This window comes from Anaeromicropila populeti, from assembly GCF_900112775.1.
Taxonomy (GTDB): domain Bacteria; phylum Bacillota; class Clostridia; order Lachnospirales; family Lachnospiraceae; genus Anaeromicropila_A; species Anaeromicropila_A populeti.
Map to the genome: position 1 here is coordinate 367,929 of NZ_FOYZ01000003.1, position 17,902 is coordinate 385,830.

Here is a 17,902-nt window from a genome sequence, read left to right on the forward strand (position 1 = left end):
AAAATATTTACATAAAAAAAAAGTATGGTATTATTAAAATGTGCAAGAAAGCAAAAATGATATTGACTTTAGTATGTGCTTTGGCAGTGCTTATTGGATTCAATCCAAATGTTAGTGTATCTGCTGAATCAACTAATAGCCTAGACAATTTAAACAATGAATATGTCAAGAATTTAGATACTGGTACATATGACTATTCGATTGAGCAAGAGGATGGTGGTACTCTTTACGTAACAATTGATGTTGGAGAAGTGCTAACAATTGGTACAGATAGTAATGTTTCGGTAAATAGCTTAGTTACAGCATCATCTAGTTTATATGCAAGAAATTTAACTTATACTGGTGCCTATGTTAATGGATTAGGTGTAACCGTATATAATTTAACAAGTACAGCGACATTTTATTGGAATAATACATATTCTTCTACTTATACCACTTCAATATCTAAGTATATAGTCAATGCCACAATATATTATGAGTCTACGACATTTAATGTTGAGTTGGAGATTGGTTGTAGTAAATATGGAGATCCTTATTATTATTACGTTAATTAATGATGGAGGTTGAAAAATGAAGTCTAAACAAAAACCAGTGATTGGTATAGTTACAGTTGTTTTGATTGGATGTGTAATTTTTGCTATTGTTGGACAGCCCTTTACCAAAGATGTAAAGGGGAGTGCATCAAGTAGTGAAACAAGTGTTGAGTCTACAGAAGAACCAATTATATTAGAGAGCCAAACGAGACAAAACATAACTATTGAAAATGAAGATGGTACAACAACGGTAATAGAAACTACAATACCAGGTGATTCTTCCATTGAGCATGGGAATATTGTTGAGGGTATTGATTCTGCTAAGTAGCTATTGAAAGATAGTCACAGACTTTCTATTGAGTTTGTGACTATCTTATTTTTCTGTATGTTCGTCTATTTTTTACGTATTACTATGATAATTGTTGGAGACACCCCTATATGTGCAAAATGTACAACCACAAGATATAGCTCCAGAATGACAAAAAAGAAATGAAAAAATTTCTATCATACGATTCAATAATAATACTCTCACTAATTCTACTCTGCTTGTTCTATTAATTGAGTAAGTAAGTGGATTTTCAGTAAACTCCTTATTTACTGCAATAAAAAACACCTATTTAACTCTTTTTCTATTGTTTGGGCTTCACTTTTTAAGTGAACGCAATCATTAGTTGAAAATAAAGTTATTATGCGGTTTGAAGCACCATTGGATGTTTTACCATGAATAATTCCGGATTAAATCTACTTTTTTATTTAATGGATAAATTTTACTGCCTTGCATCTTCTCAGTGCTAATGCCCTATATAGCTGGCATTTATGATATCTGCTCAAGTGCCTGTTCCAAATCGGCGATAATATCCTCTACATTTTCCAAACCTACTGAAAATCTTATTAGATCGGGAGCAATTCCTGCTGCCCTTAACTGTTCATCAGAAAGCTGCCTGTGGGTATGGCTTGCTGGATGTAAAAGGCAGGTTTTGCTGTCTGCCACATGGGTAACAATAGACGCTAATTTCAATTGATCCATAAACTTAACAGAAGTATCCCTTCCTCCCTTTATGGCAAATGCTAAAACTCCGCAAGAACCATTTGGCAGATATTTTGTCACTAGTCCATGATACTGGCTGCTTTCCAAATCCCCATAGTTTACCCATGCGACTTTTTCCTGCTTTTCCAAAAACCTTGCAACTGCCAAAGCATTTTCACAGTGCCGCTTTACTCTTAAATGAAGGGTTTCCAGTCCAAGATTCAGATAAAACGCATTTTGCGGTGACTGGATAGAACCAAAATCACGCATCAGCTGGGCTGTCGCTTTTGTAATATAAGCACCCTTTCCAAACTTTTCAGCATACACAATGCCATGATACGACTCGTCTGGTGTTGTAAGCCCTGGATACATATCTTTATGTGCCAGCCAGTCAAAGTTCCCGCTGTCCACAATACAGCCTCCTACACCAACACCATGTCCATCCATATACTTAGTAGTGGAATGAGTCACTATATCAGCTCCCCACTCAAATGGTCTGCAATTAATAGGTGTAGCAAAGGTGTTATCCACAATCAAAGGCACTCCATGAGAATGTGCCAACCGTGCAAATTTTTCAAAATCAAAAATGGAAACGGTGGGATTTGTAATGGTTTCTCCAAAAACAGCCTTTGTATTTGGTCTGAAATATTGTGCCAACTCCTCTTCTGGCAGATCTTGATCTACAAAAGTACATTCGATACCCATTTTTTTCATGGTAACTCCAAACAAATTATAGGTTCCTCCATATATAGCTGAAGATGCAATAAAATGATCCCCTGCCTCACATATATTAAAAACAGCGTAAAAGTTTGCTGCCTGCCCAGATGATGTAAGCATGGCTGCCGCTCCCCCCTCAAGAGCACATATTTTTGCTGCCACAGCATCATTGGTTGGATTTTGCAGTCTGGTATAAAAATAACCTTCTGCCTCTAAGTCAAATAATTGTCCCATTTCATCACTGGTATCATATTTAAATGTTGTACTTTGATAAATTGGCAGCTGCCTTGGCGCCCCCTTTTCCGGTTTCCACCCTTCCTGTATACATTTCGTTTCGATTCTGTTTGCCATACTGTTTCCTCCTTTTCTCGCGTATCACATTATCAATGCTTCTATTCTTGAAAACAGTATAAATTACTTTTCTAATTTTTCATAATACAAAAAAAAGTGTGTTTGACATAGCTTTAAACTATATCAAACACATGCTTTTTTAATGCTTCCATATACGCTCTTCCATATCTGCTCAATGGCATATTTTTTTGTATAATTGTGCCTACCCGCATATACTCATCTACCATTAATGGCTTTGCGATAATATTTTCTCCATTTAATTCTTTGCTTATAATGCCAGTACTGACGGTATAGCCATTTAAGCCAACTGCAAGATTAAAAAGGGTTGCCCTGTCCCTTACCTTAATATTTTTATTTCGGTCCAGGGTACTCAGTATTTCCTCCGAAAAATAGAAGGAATTATAATCTCCCTGCTCAAAAGAGAGATAGGGGTATTCCTCCAAATCCTTTATATCAATCACTTCTTTTTCTGCCAATGGATGTTTTGAACTAATGAATACATGAGGTTTTGCAACAAAAAGTTCTTCAAAAATAAGACCATTCTGCTTAATCATCTTTTTCATTACTTCCTCATTTTTTGATGATGTATATAAAATACCAATTTCACTTTTCAGTCTGCTCACATCCTCAATAATTTCATAGGTCTGGGTTTCCCTTAACGTAAAATCATATTGGTTTCCCCCAAATTCACAAATTACATCTACAAAAGCATTAACCGCAAAGGAATAGTGCTGAGCAGACACTGAAAATCTCGGGCTTTGTTTTTTAACATTTAAAAACTTTTCCTCCAGAAGATTTGCCTGCTCCAGAACCTGCCTAGCATAAGCAAGAAATTCATCACCAACACCAGATACTGCTATTCCTTTATTTGTCCGGTTAAAAATCGTAATCTGCATTTCATTTTCCAGCTCTTTGATTGCATTGGTCAGGCTTGGTTGGGAAATAAACAATTCCTTGGCAGCCTCACTGATTGTTCCCTTATCTGCTACCATTACCACATACTTTAACTGCTGTAACGTCATAACTTTGGTACTCCTTTGGCTCATAATATCCTATTATACTCGTTATACAAACCTGATACAACCTATGTAACAAATATCCCCACATAAAAACGAAATTCATAACTTATAAAACTTCTCTTTGAAAAGAGTACTTGACACTTTGAATTCTAACTATTAGAATTGAAAGTGTTTAAAGAAAGGAGCGCACACCATGTATCACAAATTAATGATGGAAAATCATTTAATATTTACCAAAAAAGTTTTTGAGCAGTTAGCCGAACGTAATCTTTCATCTGGTCAGCCTAAAGTTTTAGAATATTTAAAAGAACATGATGGTTCTGTTCAAAAAGATATTGCAATAGCATGCAAGATTGAACCTGCAACGGTTACTAGTCTTTTAATCCGAATGGAAAAGAATGGTCTAGTCCAACGCAAACTGAATAATGAGAACCGCAAATACTTGAATGTTTTTTTAACAGAAAAAGGGGAAGAAGAGGTTACACATGTAGAAAAAGCTTTTACTACAATAGAAAATACCGCTTTATGTAATTTTACAGATGATGAAAAAGAACAATTTATAAAATATTTAGAGCGAGTAAATAACAATTTGAAAAGAGTGTAGAGATTTGAATAGAAAAAAATTAATTAAACCATATATTGTATTTTTACTAGGATTATACATCAATTCATTTGGTGTAAGTTTTATCACAAAATCAAACCTTGGAACATCACCAATATCAAGTATTCCCTATGTATTAAGTCTAGGATTTACACCTACATTAGGGGAATTTACCATTGTCTTTAGTCTTGTACTAATTGCATTGCAGATAGCAATACTTCGGAGAAATTTTCAAAAAATACAGTTATTACAAATTCCTATTTCCATTGCATTTGGCTATTTTATTGACTCTTCTATGAATTTGTTGTCATGGATTGAACCTGATAAATATATTTATAAAATTGCTTCCCTTTTGATCGGCTGTGTCATTTTAGGATTTGGCGTGTACATTGAAGTAATAGCAGATGTTGTAATGCTTCCAGGCGAAGCCTTTGTAAAAGCTGTGACAATGCGAATTAAAGCAGAGTTTGGAATCATCAAAGTGTGTTTTGATGCATCAATGGCTTTTATCGCAATCCTAATATCAGGTATATTATTCCATAAAATTAGCGGTGTTCGTGAAGGAACCATAATTGCTGCATTCATAGTTGGCTTAATTGCCAAGTTTTTTGGAAGAACACTAAGTTCATTTGCAAACTGGTTATTTCCTGTAGCAACAGAACCATATTAATTTATCTGTATTATAAAAAATTGTGTCTGACATAGTTTCTAACTATATCAAACACATATTTTTTAGTACTACTTATACTTATTTATCCTAGGAATCTTTTTCATAAAAGATTTAGGTCTTTATAATGTCTCTTTATCTGTTTTTGCTACAAATGCAATTGTTAATAAAACAACGACTACTGCTAACATATAAAGTATTTCATTTCTTACCGCTCCAAGGCCGTCACCATATAATACAGACTCTGCTGCCTGCATGTACCAGGTTGTTGGCATAAAATCACCAATTTTCTGTACAGTCTCTGGCATTATTTCTCTTGGCCACAAACATCCACCTAGCATTAATAGCGGAATATTTACTAAGCTGACAAAGGATCCTGCAAATAATGTACTCTTAGCAAACCGGCTGATTAAAATACCAATTGCAATACAAACCATGGCAAACACTGCACTTACCAGTATAATTTCCATAACCCGCTGTGTTGTATCACCGTAACTGATGTCAACTATATTGGGCAGTACATTAACAATGACTACAATTTGAATACAGGAAACAACAAAAAAACTGAGCAGATTCTGAACATAATAGCTTGATTTTCTTAATGGTGTTACTGTTAACCGATCGAATACACCGACCATCTTATCTTCCAGAATCAGCATAGTAGAAAATGACATTAAAAACATCATTCCCAGTGCAAGATAACCTAATGATGTTACTGAACGTTCTATATCATCAGAAACACTTGATGCTAAATTCTTATATTCTACCTGATAGTCACTATTGCTGTAATCTTCTATTCCCTGATAAAAAGCTTCTTCATCGCTGCCTGCCGCCCCTGCAATCTCTTTTATTGCAGATAAATAACTGTTAAGATTCATTTTTAATGGCTGGGCATTGTTCCCATCCGTCAGCATATAGCTTTTTACAGCGGCATCTTCACCAGCAATCAGCTTGGCTGTATAGCCTTCGTCAAACACCAGTGCCAAGTCCACTTTGCTATTTATTACCTTACTGCTTACTTCATCTTCGTCCAGTTCTACCACATCATACTTTTCGCTTAGTGTTTCCACAAACTGTTCTGTGAATTTTGTCTGGTCATTATCCGTAATTCCAACGGTATAACTTGAATTTGAAGTCATTAAGGAAACAACAATTATATTTACCACTATTGGTACAACCACCATACAAATAATATTTGTTTTTCTTAAAAATATTCGTTTTATATTATTCCAAAATATTGTCATGCTTTTTTCCTTTCCGCAATAAATACGCTAATTATAATAAATACTACAGTAACACCCCACATAATTCCAATATTCCGATATACTACATTTAAATCTCCTGCATATACCATATTCAGTATTGCACTTTTTGCATAATAGCTTAATGATATATGCTCAACATTGGAAAAATCAGCATATACAAAACCACCTGCAAGGAACGTAAATACAATAATTAAAACAGTAATAATGGACTGTGCTTTTGACTCGTTTCCTGTCAATATACACAGCATAGCTCCCAGTGTTGTTGTTACTACGGAAAAGGAGAAAATGATGGCAAGTAATAATGGTACATTATTTCCCCAATCTACATCATATACGATTTTTGTAAATATAATAATTACTAATGCTTGAATAAATGTTACCAAAGCTAATCCTATTATCTTTCCAATATATTGCTGATAGGTTTTCATTGGAGACAGCTTAACTCGGTCGCCTAATGTACCAAGGCTTTCCTCAGCAGTTCCATTGCATCCATATTCTGCACCATACAACATCATCATAAGCAGCATTGCCAGCGCATAATATCCCATAGAGGTTGGCACTTTACCAGAAGAGGTCAATGGCTGCTCCTCCAGTCCGCTTTCTGCTGTAAAATCAAATCCATCCAAGTTACCTTGCAGCTGATAGACAACACCTGCACAATTTAATCCATTTACATAGCTTTCGACTACATTTTCAATTACAGTCGATGAAATTCCAGAATATTTTCTCTGATATACCTCAATTGTATTTGCTGTGTCCTGAGTCTGTACTTGCTCTGAAAAATTATCAGGTATGCAGATAACAGCCTCTGCCTCTTCATTGTTAACCAATTCTTCTGCTTCTTCAAAAGTAGATACTTCTTTAAACGTGATAAGTTCCTTTATCGAATCTATTTTCATCATAGAATCCAAAAAATCTTTTCCACTGTCACCTTGATCCCCATTATAACAAACTACCGTAATCTCATCCAAAGATGACACTTCAAATGCATCTGTAAATGCAGATCCCAGAATCAATATAAGAAGAATAAAAGATAACAATTTAATCGCAACTGCCTTATATTCCATAAATATACGTTTTACGGTATAATAAATCTGATTTAATATGTTCATACTATCAATTCGATTCCTTTCTTTTTCAGTTATTTTTCATGCACCAGTTTCCCGTTAATCTCTTAATTTCTTACCAGTCAACTGTAAAAATACTGTTTCAAGATTTGGTTTTTCAACATCCAGAGCAATTACTTCTATTTTATTCTTCACAAGTTCTTCCATTAACTTTGACATATCCTGCTCATTCATTTTAAAATGAATTTCATTTTCTTCCTTACTGATATCTGACAGGAACTTCCAGGATTGAATCTTTTTATAGGCTTCTTCCGTCATATTTGAAATATCCAGTCTTACTTTTCTTTCTTCAGACATCAAATGAATTAACTCATCAATTGTTCCCTGGGCAATAATTCGTCCATTGTCCATAATCGCCACTTGATTACAGATTGCCTGAATTTCTTCCATGTAGTGAGACGTATATATTACCGTAGTACCCTTTTGATTTAAAATGCGTACAGCATCCAGGATGTTATTTCTAGATTGTGGATCTACACCAACGGTTGGCTCGTCCATAATCAAAATATCTGGCTTATGTACAATTGCACAAGCAATGTTTAATCTTCTTTTCATACCACCAGAATATGTTTTTGCCTTATCCTTTCTCCTATCCCAAAGGCCAACAAAATCCAGTGCTTCCTTTACTGCTTCTTTCACATCCTTGCCTTTTATCTGATAAAGCTTTGCCCAGTAGGTAACATTATCATATGCACTTAATTCTGGAAAAAATGCAAAATCCTGTGGGACATAGCCAATTCTCTTTTTAATATCCACTGCGCCAGGCTTTAATGTCTGTCCAAATATTTTAACATCACCAGCACTTATTTTAACCAGTCCTAAAATTGCACTGATTGTAGTTGACTTTCCAGCACCATTAGGTCCTAATAAACCTAAAACCTCTCCTTCTTTAATATTCAACGACACCCCGTCAACTACTGTTTTTTTACCATACTTTTTTACTAAATCCTGAATTTCAATTACCATAGTCCATTTTAAGTAAAAGGCTTTCCAGCCAGAAAGCCTTTCACTCTCTCCTTTCTTTTCATCACTTCATTTTAATTGAATTTCTAGTTATCGCTATTCCTTCTCTTCTCCAAAAAAGTCGATCATTTGTTCCACATCAATATCTCCTTCTTCGAATTTTTTCAGCATATCTGTTAATTGTCCATTCTCTATCTTTGAACTATTGTCCACGTTTCTTTTCTGGTCAATGTATTCTGCCATCTCGACAACAGTTGGATACGAGAACATATCAGACACATCAAGAATATTGTCAAATTCCTTATTCAGAATTGACAGCACCTCTGTAGAAATCATGGAATCTCCACCCATAGAATTGAAGCTTTCAAATACATCAATCTCAGTTAAGTCTAACACACCTGCATATATATATGCTACTGTTTTTTCAGTCTGGGTATATTCTTCTGTTCCTTTTCCTACAATTGCTATGTTTTTAATATCTGTTTCTTTCTTCTTACCTGCTCCCAGGCTTTCCTGCTTCTTCTTTTGTCTGGCAACTGCCTTTTGAATTCCATCTGATAAATGAATGGAAATGCTGTCTGATACATGGGCAAATAAAGCGTAATTAATTTCAGCAGGAATAATATTGGAAACATTTCTGGATATCATTTCTTCCATCACTTCAATTGCTTCCTGGTTGGAAACAGACTGGAACAGTACCATTTCATCTGCTACCATGTAATCCACTGCCATACCAGTTTCCTTCCATGCTGACCAGTTAATGGAAATGGCATGTTTTCCACTTAATCTTCTGTATTGTGCATAGGAATCAAGATAGGAATTTGCTGCTGTATAATCACTTTGTCCTGCACCTCCAAGAAGTGTAGTCATAGAAGAGAACAGAATGCAAAAATCCAGTTCTTCTTCTCCTAACAGGGTATCCAGCACTTTTGTTCCCTGAATTTTTGGTTTGATAACAGTAGCGAAGGTATCCATTGTCTTATTAATAATAAACCCATCTCCTGCTATACCTGCACAATGAACCAGTCCATTAATTCGTCCATAGGCATCTTTTAGTTCCTCTACAATATTTTTCATTTGTGCAAAATCAGAAACATCCCCACTTCTAACCAATACATTTGCACCTGTATGTTCAATTTCACGGATTTTGTCCATTACCTCTGTAGTACTACTTTTTCTACTGATAAGACAAATATTTTTCACACCGTTTTGAGCAAAATATTTTGCCATTACCAGTCCAAGTCCACCTAATCCACCAGTTACAATCGTACAGCCATCCTTTATTTCAATTAGCTTTTTGCCCTCCGTTGAGCTTGACAGCTTGGAAAGACATTCTGTATATCGTTTTCCATTACGAAGAGCTGTTTTTAACTCATATATGCTATTTAACAGTTCATCTAAAATAACTTCTGACGCTGTTTCCTCGTCAATGTCAATGCACCTAACCTTAAAATTCGGATATTCCTGCACCATACACTTTCCAAAGCCTAAGTAAGCATTATTTAATGGTTGAATTGTTTTCTCTTGTCCTGTAACCCTTTGGGCATACTCTGTTAATAGTACAAAATCCAGGTTCCCCTTGAATTTTCTCGTCATCAATGCCTTGGTAAAATAGAAAAGACCGTATATACTCTGATTCATCTCTTTCTCAAACGCTTCTATTTCTACCTGGTCCATGCAAGAATCCATCGTAGCAGCATGAATAACGGTGTCGATGCCTCTGTCTTTTATCTCATCTACCAACACTTCGTAATCCTGTTCGCTAGCTACTATATACTGGTTTTCAGATACCTTTTGATAGTTCTCTCCCAGTGTTACCTGAATTACACTCTCAAATGCTGATTTTCCCTGTTCCAACAGCTTATCCGTCACCAGACGATCTCCACGGAACACCAAAACATTGCGCTTTTTCATATCCTTGACGATTTGCTTCGTATCAGGCAGCCATTCTATCTGATAAAATGGCTTTTCTTCATAATCGTTAAATTTATGAACCTTCTTCACTGTATAATCTTCTATTTTTACAACTACATTTCCTTTACAATCCATAAGCCATACGTCATAGGTAAATGTTTCATTGTTATTATTAGACTTTTCCTTCTTCACTGCCAGACTGTATACTTCCTCTGGAAGTGGTGCCAGCAGCTTAATAGACTTAAAGGCAAATGGCAGATAAACACCCTCCAGAACTGCCTGGATTCCAGCATTAATCGTAGAATCAAGCATACTGGTGTGAAAACGGTACTCTTTCATATCATCCAGATATTCATCTGGTAGTTTGGCATGTACAAACAAACGGTCTGGAGAAGTATACACATGTACAACATTATGCCATCTTGGACCAAAGTTCATAATAGCATCCTTGTCCTCTAAAGTGGCCAGCTTAATTTCAAAGCGGGATAAGGTTTCATCCTGATCTATGTTTGAAATGTCCACTACTTCGTTTGGATTTTCCTCAACGGGATATGCTTTTCCTTCCGCATGGATAATCCACTCTTTATCTCCGTCAATTACTTTATTGCGGGATGCCACCGTAAATTTAATTCCATTTGCTTCCTTTGTCACAGCAATCTGAGCTTCTACCTCTTCTCCTGGTTCAACAGCTAATGGTGTCATAAAAACTAAATCGCGGAATTCTACCATTTCATCATAATATCTGGATGCTACTTCACTGCCCAATTCAATATATGCTGTTCCTGGAATAATATTTTTTCCTGTAATAATATGTTCCCGCAGAATCCAGTGCTTCTTCAAGCTGAACGTCACCGCATAAATGTCCTCATGTACTGATTTCACCACACATCTTTCCAGTAATGGCATATTATATTTTTCACAACAGGACTGGTTTTTCTCTGCTACCTTTGATTCCTTCACATCTCCCCAGTACACAATTTTCTCAAAAGGATAGGTAGGAAGGCTTACTTTTCTACAAGATTTACCATCATACAGCTTCTGCCAGTCAATGTATCCACCGCATACATAGCATCTGCTTAATTCACTCAACAAGTCGTTTCTTTGAACCTCTTCCTTCACAATCTGTTCTGTCAGTCTGGAAGCATTGATGTTTATGTCTCTGATTTCTGTTTCTGTATACTCCCCTTCACCACGATCCGTTCTCTTGTCGCTGACTATCTTATAATAACCGTAATAAATCTCATTTTCTTCATCCGTTTCCAAACCGTGATAATATAAGGCTTCTATCCGATCCTTTAACTGGCTGTAATCTTTGAATACAACTGCCAAACGATAATTATAGTGTCCTCTTCCTGTATTTTCAGTAAAACAGATATCCTCCAGATTATACGGTTCCACATCGTGCTTCTTCAGGAAGCGGTAGTATCTTGCCACTAACTGCTCTAGTGACCATTTTACCTTTGCAGACAAGGTCAGCACATGTGCCTGTTCTGTTTTTTCTAATTCTGCAATGTCTGGTGCTTCTTCAATGATAACATGAACATTTGTCCCACTAAATCCAAAGCTGCTGACACCTGCTTTTAGTTTTCCATCCTTTTGCTCCCATGGTAAGGTTTTATCTACAACGTATAAAGCCGAGTCAATAAAATTAATATGAGGATTTGGTTCCTCAAAATTGATACTTGCTGGAAGCATATGATTTTCCATTGAGAGAATTACCTTCATCATGCCAACACATCCCGAAGCAGCAACTAAATGTCCCATATTACTTTTAACAGAACCAATACCACAGAACTGCTTTTTGCTGGTATAATTTCGGAATGCATTATTCAATGCTTTTACTTCAATTGGATCTCCAAGCAGTGTTCCTGTTCCGTGAGTCTCTACATAGGATACTGACTCCGGTGAAATTCCTGCTTTTTCCCATGCTTTCATAATAACACTTTCCTGAGCAGCTGGATTTGGTGCTGTAATTCCATTGGAAGCACCGTCATTGTTTGCAGCACTTGCCCTGATAACAGCATGAATATGATCGCCATCTCGTAATGCAGCCTTTAATGGTTTTAATATAAATGCTACTACACCTTCTCCAAATACTGTTCCAGATGATTTTTTATCGAATGATCTTACTGTTCTGTCATCAGAATCTACTGCATCCAATGCGTCTTTTTTTGCATCCTCATCTTCAGAATCCGCAGAAGCACCGCCTCCTATTGAAATTCCTCCTGCAATTGCCATTTCGCAATCTGAATTTTTTAGTGCATTACAAGCCTGATGAACTGCGGTAAGTCCAGAAGAACAAGCGGTATCTACTACGATTGCTGGTCCTCTCAAATTAAATAAATAGCTTAATCTGCTTGCTAAAATACTTTCCCATGAACCTACGGTACTTAGTGTATCATTTTCCGTCAGCATTTTATATAGTCCGCTGCTGTTATGATCTCTTCCTACAAATACACCTGTATTAGAACCCTGTATCCGGTCAAATCCATATCCTGAATCCTCTAACGCACTCCAGGCTGTCTGCATAAACATTCTGTGACATGGATCAATATGCTTAGCCTCTCTGGGAGGTACATTAAAAAATGTTGCATCAAAACAATCTGAATCTTTTATATAAGCGCTTCGTTTGCTTAATCGGTTTTTCTTTACATCATTTGGCGCACTTCCAAGGAATTCCGCATAATATGGATTTTCTGTTGGTCGGTAATAATCAGTGTATGCCTTTGGCAAATAATTCAGACATTCACGCTCAGCTATTAAATTATCCCAAAATTCATTATAATTTTCGGATTCTGGCAAATTACATGCCATACCGATTACCGCTATCTGCTCATCAAATTTTCCAGTTTCATTCTTCATTTCTTGCAGCATAACTAACGCATCCTGCTGAGTTAGTAACTTCTTACTTACCTGTTCTAAAATATAATTTTTTATCGCTTCCACAGCCACATCTCCCTATTATTATAATAGTTTATTTGCATCTTCTACTTTCATTTGTCCACTGCCTACCATCTGCAACAAGGCAACCAAATCCTCGTCAAACTGAACTGGTTTTTCTGCATCGGTTTTCTTTGCCTTTGACAGCTCCAGCCGGCTTTCAATAAACTGTGCCATATCACAAACGGAAGAATATACAAATACATCTGTAATATCCATGATTCCTGGAAATTCTTTCTCTATCTCTTTTTGAAGATAAGTTGCAGATAAGGAATCTCCACCTATTTCCAAAAACTTCGCTTTATACTCTATTTCTTTAAAGCCTAGTATCTTTCCCCAGATGTTTGCCACCTTCTGTTCTGTATCACTTAACTTTCCAGTTGTTTTGCCCGATACCAGAACCTCCTGAATTTGATTTTTCACACCACTTTTACGAAATGGCTGCAAATTATTTTCAATTTCACGGTCAAATTTCAGATATTGGAGGAACCGCTGCTGCTTATCTTCCTGTGCCATAACAGGATAATTATATTCACCAATCAATATCTGGCAAAATCCAGTTTCTAATGCATCCCGAAACGCATTTGCTGCCTCTTGATTACTCATAAAAAAGACTGTGCTGTCTTCCTGTTTCACATTATTATCTGCTGCCATTCCAGCTTCTCCCCAGCCTGTCCAGTTCATTGTCATTATTTTTCTGCTATGACAATTTTCCCGATATGCAAAAGCATCCAAATAGGAATTGGCTGTAATATAATCTGTCTGACCTGTTTCACAGAACAAGGAAGAATACGATGAAAACAGGACAAAGAAATCCAATTCATCTTCTTTTGTCAGATCATCCAGTATCCATGTTCCCTCTACCTTTGGACCAAGGACATTTTGGAAATCTTCCCATTCCCTTCGCATAATCAGTCCCCCGCCTGGCAGACCAGCTGCATGAATGATACCCTTTAGGCTTCCATATTTACTTCTAAGCTGTTCCAGTACTTGCTTCATTGCTGCATAGTCCGTAACGTCTGCACAAATAATTTCAATCTCTGCTCCACTTTCTTCTATTTTTTCAATACGTTTTATTTTCTCTGCAACTGCATTTTTTTCAGAAGCAGCTGTTATTTTCTTCCACTCCTGTCTCTGTGGAAATGGAGAACGATTAACTAGTGCAAGCTTTACTTTTTTGTTTTCAGAAGCCAGCCTCTCGGCCAATACCAATCCGGCACCACCTAGACCGCCTGTAATCAGGTAAATACCTTCCTCCTGAACAGATATGTGCTTTTTATCTTCGTTGGTTTTTACAGTGCCGACACACTGGATATAACGTTGATTTCTACGATAAGCCGTTATTTTTTGCTTTGAAATGGTCTCCATCTCTTGTAGAATACTCTCTCCATAGGTTTCAGAATCAGCATCAATACATTTCACTTTGATTCGGTCATTTTCCAGCATTAATGCTTTCCCCATGCCTAAAATTAAGGCATTTTCTGCTGACACTATACGGTCATCCTCTGACGTAGAAACTGCATTTTGTGTTAACAGCATCAACTGGATTCCTGAAAACTTTTTATTTTTTGACAAAACTCGCATAAGGTAGTAAAGGCTCTTTACTCTTAACTGATAGTTTTGTTTCAGTTCTTCTACCCTTTTTACTTCGCCAGTATCTCTCCCTGCCAGAAAAATAATGGTTCCTGCTTGTCCTGCATCATACATTTCATTGATACAGCTTTCGTATTCCTGCTCACTTTCATTGATGACATAAACTTTTCCATTTTCGCCAGCCTGAACAGTATCCGTTAGAACAGTATCCGTTAGAATAATCTCCGTCATATTCTGCCCACACTGTTTTTTTAATGCCTGTAATACAGAATCCTCCCATTGATTTTCCTTTCTGATTACCACACAGCATTCTATTTTTCCCCTGTCACCAGCAGCTTCATTTTTTTTCCAGTATGTCGCATGATATCGTGAATCTACACGTCTCATAAACTGCTCCCTTTCCTTTTCATGGGTCTTTTTCATGCTGTAATGTTCAAATTCCGCAATTACATTTCCTTCTGGATCAAATATCTTTCCATCAAAAGAAGTAATTTCAGAATGTTCCGGTTCTGGTCCGTGTTTTTTCAAATAACTACAGCACTGGTCAGGCATTCTTTGGTAAATTCTAATTTTTCCAAAATAATAGGGAAGAAACAATTTTGTCTTATTTAAAATACTTCCCGCATTTACAGAAGCATCTAACATAGGAGGATAGATATGATATAACTTTCGTTCTTCTAAAAAAGCATTTGGTACTCTAATCCTTGCAAACACTTCTGAATCAGAAGCAATAATCACTTTATCTGGATTCCATCTTGGCCCCACCTTAACTAATGTTTCTGTAGAACTGCCTTCCCTGTCTTCTTTTTGTTCAGCCTGAATCCTTGACTCGATTTCATTTACATTAATTTGCTCTGGCACAGCTTCTTTCAGCTCCTGCACAGCAGCGGTTACATGCTTCGTCCACTTCCCTTCACCTTCATAGGTACTTTGGATGGACACCTTATACTGCTCCCCTTCTGACACTACCACAATATGTACCTGACGTTTCTTATCGGGTTCACATGTCATCGGCATCTGGAACACCAGATTTATTATTTCCATCTGTGCATTCCCTGTAATATGCTCCACTGCTCTCTGAATCATTTCCACATAAACGGTACCAGCAAGTACATGGGTACTGCCAATAATATGTTCTTCTAATTCCGCATGTGTTTTCGTACTCATACTATTTTCAAAAATCACAAGTTCCAAAGAATCTGCCAGTACCTTTCCCAACAGCCGGTCAATATCCGTTCCTGCTTCTTCTGTGGTCTTCTGGTCTGCTGGTTCTGGCCAGAATTTTTCTTTCCAGTACGGATACGGTGGAAGAACTACCTTCTTTACCTGATTATCTTCCTTCAGGCGATCCCATTCTATATCTGCACCATTCACATATGCATCTGCCAGTTCCTTCAGCAATTCATATAAAACCTCTGGATTGGTTTCATCCTCCAGCCTGCCTACAATCCCTTCCGCTGTCTCTGTATATGCCCTTGCTTCTTGTGTATGGATTCTGTCATGGCAATCCATGTATTTTACATTTGGATGGCTGATTTCCCCCTCCTGTATGGAACGAACCAGTTCAGATAATTCACTTTTATCCTGTAAAACAAAAGCATAACGATATCCATACTCTGAACGGCTGATATTGGAGGTATAGCAGATATTTTCTAATGTATTTTCTGTACCTTCAAAATAATTCACATAGTCTTTTAGTAATCTCTTTTCTGATTTTTTATCCTTTATGGACAAGGTCAACATATACGGTCTTTTCACCCTTTGAAGGGAATTCGTCATAGGAGCCTCTTCCAGTACCACATGGCTATTAGTTCCACTAATTCCAAAGGAACTGACTCCTGCCCTTCTTGGGTAATCTGCATCCCAGCTTCGTAAACCATCATTTACGTAAACTGCACCATCAATAAACGGAATATTCCTATTTGGCACTCGGAAATGAAGGCTTCCTGGAAGCTGTCTGTTTTTCATAGCAAACACTGCTCTTACCAGTCCAAATATTCCAGCTGCACAATCCAGATGTCCGATTCCTGATTTCAGAGAAGATACTGCACAGAAATTTTTCTTCTTGGTATACTCTGCAAAAGCTGTGTTTATTCCTGTTATCTCTATCGGATCTCCTAACTTGGTAGCGGTTCCATGGGCCTCTATATAGGTAATCGTTTCTGGATTAATTCTTGCTTTTTCCCATGCTTTGCATATAACCTCTTTTTGTGCTTTGGAATTAGGCGCAGTTATCCCTACAGAAGCACCGTCCTGGTTAACTGCCGCAGCCTTAATAACAGCATATATGTTGTCCCCGTCTGATAATGCTTTCTGCAACGGTTTTAAAACAACTGCTGCAACTCCTTCTCCTCCATTGGTTCCATCTGCACTTTGATCAAATGTTCTGGTGAATCCATCTAAAGAAACAACCGAAACCAAACCATTCTCTTCTCTGTTCTGTTCTGGTATTAAATAATACTTGATTCCTCCTGCTAGTGCCATCTTACATTCGCCATCCAGTAAAGACTGGCATGCCATATGTACTGCCACTAAGGAAGAGGAACAAGCTGTATCAATCATTACCGAAGGTCCCTTTAAATCCAGATAATAGCTGATTCTGCTTGCAATTACAGAATTAACGGTTCCAGCAAGATTTTTATCATACAGTTCCCGGTTCATTTCCTCCAGCATACGCTGATAACTGTACTCTGGTACAGAATATCCAATAAACACCCCTGTATGACTGCCTTCTACTGCTTTTTCACTGTAGCCGGCATCCTGTAACGCATTCCATGCATGTTCCAGCATAATTCTTTGAGCAGGCTCCATCATTACGGCGTCATTTGGTAATACATTGAAAAACTTCGCATCAAATAAACTAATTTCATCTAAGTATGTTTCTTTTACAAACATTTCAGGCCTTGGATTGGAAATTCCTTTTCTTTGTAAATACTCCTTAATATCTTTAAAACGTTCTTTCGGAAAAGTTCCTGCTAATACAGATTGTCCATCCATTCCGCCTTCCCAAAGGGGCATCATACCTTCCAAATCTTTCATTTTGGCAGAAATTCCAATAACAGCTATATCTGTTCTTTGAGAAAGCTCTGGCAGACACTGTTCCTTTTCTTCTAATCCTAACGTATCTAATTTAATATTCTTTTTCTTCATATACCGCCTCTACACCATTTTATCTCTAGTAACCT

General features: G+C 37.0%; 11 protein-coding genes. 4 read left to right on the plus strand and 7 right to left on the minus strand.

All coding sequences use genetic code 11. From position 1 onward, the window contains the following. Positions 1 to 38 precede the first annotated feature (38 nt). Together BM305_RS05725 and BM305_RS05730 are read left to right on the plus strand one after the other, a co-directional pair. Entirely contained in the window at positions 39 to 554 is a 516-nt protein-coding gene (locus BM305_RS05725) for a hypothetical protein (RefSeq protein WP_143099132.1), read from the plus strand. Positions 555 to 570: 16 nt separating this feature from the next. After that, the gene (locus tag BM305_RS05730) at positions 571 to 861 is read left to right on the plus strand and encodes a hypothetical protein (protein ID WP_092559737.1); all 291 of its coding nucleotides are present in this window, start codon (positions 571 to 573) and stop codon (positions 859 to 861) included. Positions 862 to 1,347: 486 nt separating this feature from the next. Here the strand turns inward: BM305_RS05730 and BM305_RS05735 are convergent, their stop codons facing one another. Next, entirely contained in the window at positions 1,348 to 2,628 is a 1,281-nt protein-coding gene (locus BM305_RS05735) for an O-acetylhomoserine aminocarboxypropyltransferase/cysteine synthase family protein (RefSeq protein ID WP_092559738.1), read from the minus strand. A 113-nt stretch (positions 2,629 to 2,741) separates the two neighbouring features. Further along, positions 2,742 to 3,650, minus strand: a complete 909-nt coding sequence (locus tag BM305_RS05740; protein WP_092559739.1) for a LysR family transcriptional regulator — start codon at positions 3,648 to 3,650, stop codon at positions 2,742 to 2,744. 208 nt (positions 3,651 to 3,858) lie between these two features. Here BM305_RS05740 and BM305_RS05745 point away from each other — a divergent pair, with 208 nt between their 5' ends. Both BM305_RS05745 and BM305_RS05750 read left to right on the plus strand, forming a co-directional pair. After that, positions 3,859 to 4,251: a MarR family winged helix-turn-helix transcriptional regulator gene (locus BM305_RS05745; RefSeq protein ID WP_242940467.1), complete on the plus strand. Its 393-nt coding sequence runs from the start codon at positions 3,859 to 3,861 to the stop codon at positions 4,249 to 4,251. 4 nt (positions 4,252 to 4,255) lie between these two features. Continuing rightward, positions 4,256 to 4,918 (plus strand): YczE/YyaS/YitT family protein, encoded by a 663-nt coding sequence (locus tag BM305_RS05750; protein WP_092559741.1) that lies wholly within the window; start codon positions 4,256 to 4,258, stop codon positions 4,916 to 4,918. A gap of 119 nt (positions 4,919 to 5,037) precedes the next feature. On the opposite strand, the gene BM305_RS05755 is transcribed toward BM305_RS05750, so the two are convergent. The 5 genes from BM305_RS05755 to BM305_RS05775 form a co-directional block, all read right to left on the minus strand. Then, positions 5,038 to 6,159 (minus strand): ABC transporter permease, encoded by a 1,122-nt coding sequence (locus BM305_RS05755; RefSeq protein ID WP_092559742.1) that lies wholly within the window; start codon positions 6,157 to 6,159, stop codon positions 5,038 to 5,040. Further along, positions 6,156 to 7,292, minus strand: a complete 1,137-nt coding sequence (locus BM305_RS05760; protein WP_092559743.1) for an ABC transporter permease — start codon at positions 7,290 to 7,292, stop codon at positions 6,156 to 6,158. The genes BM305_RS05755 and BM305_RS05760 overlap by 4 nt, the downstream gene beginning before the upstream one ends. Before the next feature lie 54 nt (positions 7,293 to 7,346). After that, positions 7,347 to 8,273 carry an ABC transporter ATP-binding protein gene (locus tag BM305_RS05765; RefSeq protein ID WP_092559744.1) on the minus strand — a complete coding sequence of 309 codons (927 nt, stop codon included), beginning with the start codon at positions 8,271 to 8,273 and terminating at the stop codon, positions 7,347 to 7,349. A 93-nt stretch (positions 8,274 to 8,366) separates the two neighbouring features. Beyond that, positions 8,367 to 13,130, minus strand: coding sequence for a type I polyketide synthase (locus BM305_RS05770; protein WP_092559745.1), 4,764 nt, complete (start codon positions 13,128 to 13,130; stop codon positions 8,367 to 8,369). Positions 13,131 to 13,148: 18 nt separating this feature from the next. Then, positions 13,149 to 17,867 carry a type I polyketide synthase gene (locus BM305_RS05775; RefSeq protein ID WP_092559746.1) on the minus strand — a complete coding sequence of 1,573 codons (4,719 nt, stop codon included), beginning with the start codon at positions 17,865 to 17,867 and terminating at the stop codon, positions 13,149 to 13,151. Between the last annotated feature and the right edge of the window lie 35 nt (positions 17,868 to 17,902).

Bases quoted from the DNA above. Each gene is read 5' to 3' on its own strand.
- BM305_RS05730 (WP_092559737.1), top strand. From the start codon at position 571: ATGAAGTCTAAACAAAAACCAGTGATTGGTATAGTTACAGTTGTTTTG.
- BM305_RS05740 (WP_092559739.1), bottom strand. From the start codon at position 3,650: ATGACGTTACAGCAGTTAAAGTATGTGGTAATGGTAGCAGATAAGGGA.
- BM305_RS05725 (WP_143099132.1), top strand. From the start codon at position 39: ATGTGCAAGAAAGCAAAAATGATATTGACTTTAGTATGTGCTTTGGCA.
- BM305_RS05765 (WP_092559744.1), bottom strand. From the start codon at position 8,273: ATGGTAATTGAAATTCAGGATTTAGTAAAAAAGTATGGTAAAAAAACA.
- BM305_RS05760 (WP_092559743.1), bottom strand. From the start codon at position 7,292: ATGAACATATTAAATCAGATTTATTATACCGTAAAACGTATATTTATG.
- BM305_RS05735 (WP_092559738.1), bottom strand. From the start codon at position 2,628: ATGGCAAACAGAATCGAAACGAAATGTATACAGGAAGGGTGGAAACCG.
- BM305_RS05755 (WP_092559742.1), bottom strand. From the start codon at position 6,159: ATGACAATATTTTGGAATAATATAAAACGAATATTTTTAAGAAAAACA.
- BM305_RS05745 (WP_242940467.1), top strand. From the start codon at position 3,859: ATGGAAAATCATTTAATATTTACCAAAAAAGTTTTTGAGCAGTTAGCC.
- BM305_RS05775 (WP_092559746.1), bottom strand. From the start codon at position 17,867: ATGAAGAAAAAGAATATTAAATTAGATACGTTAGGATTAGAAGAAAAG.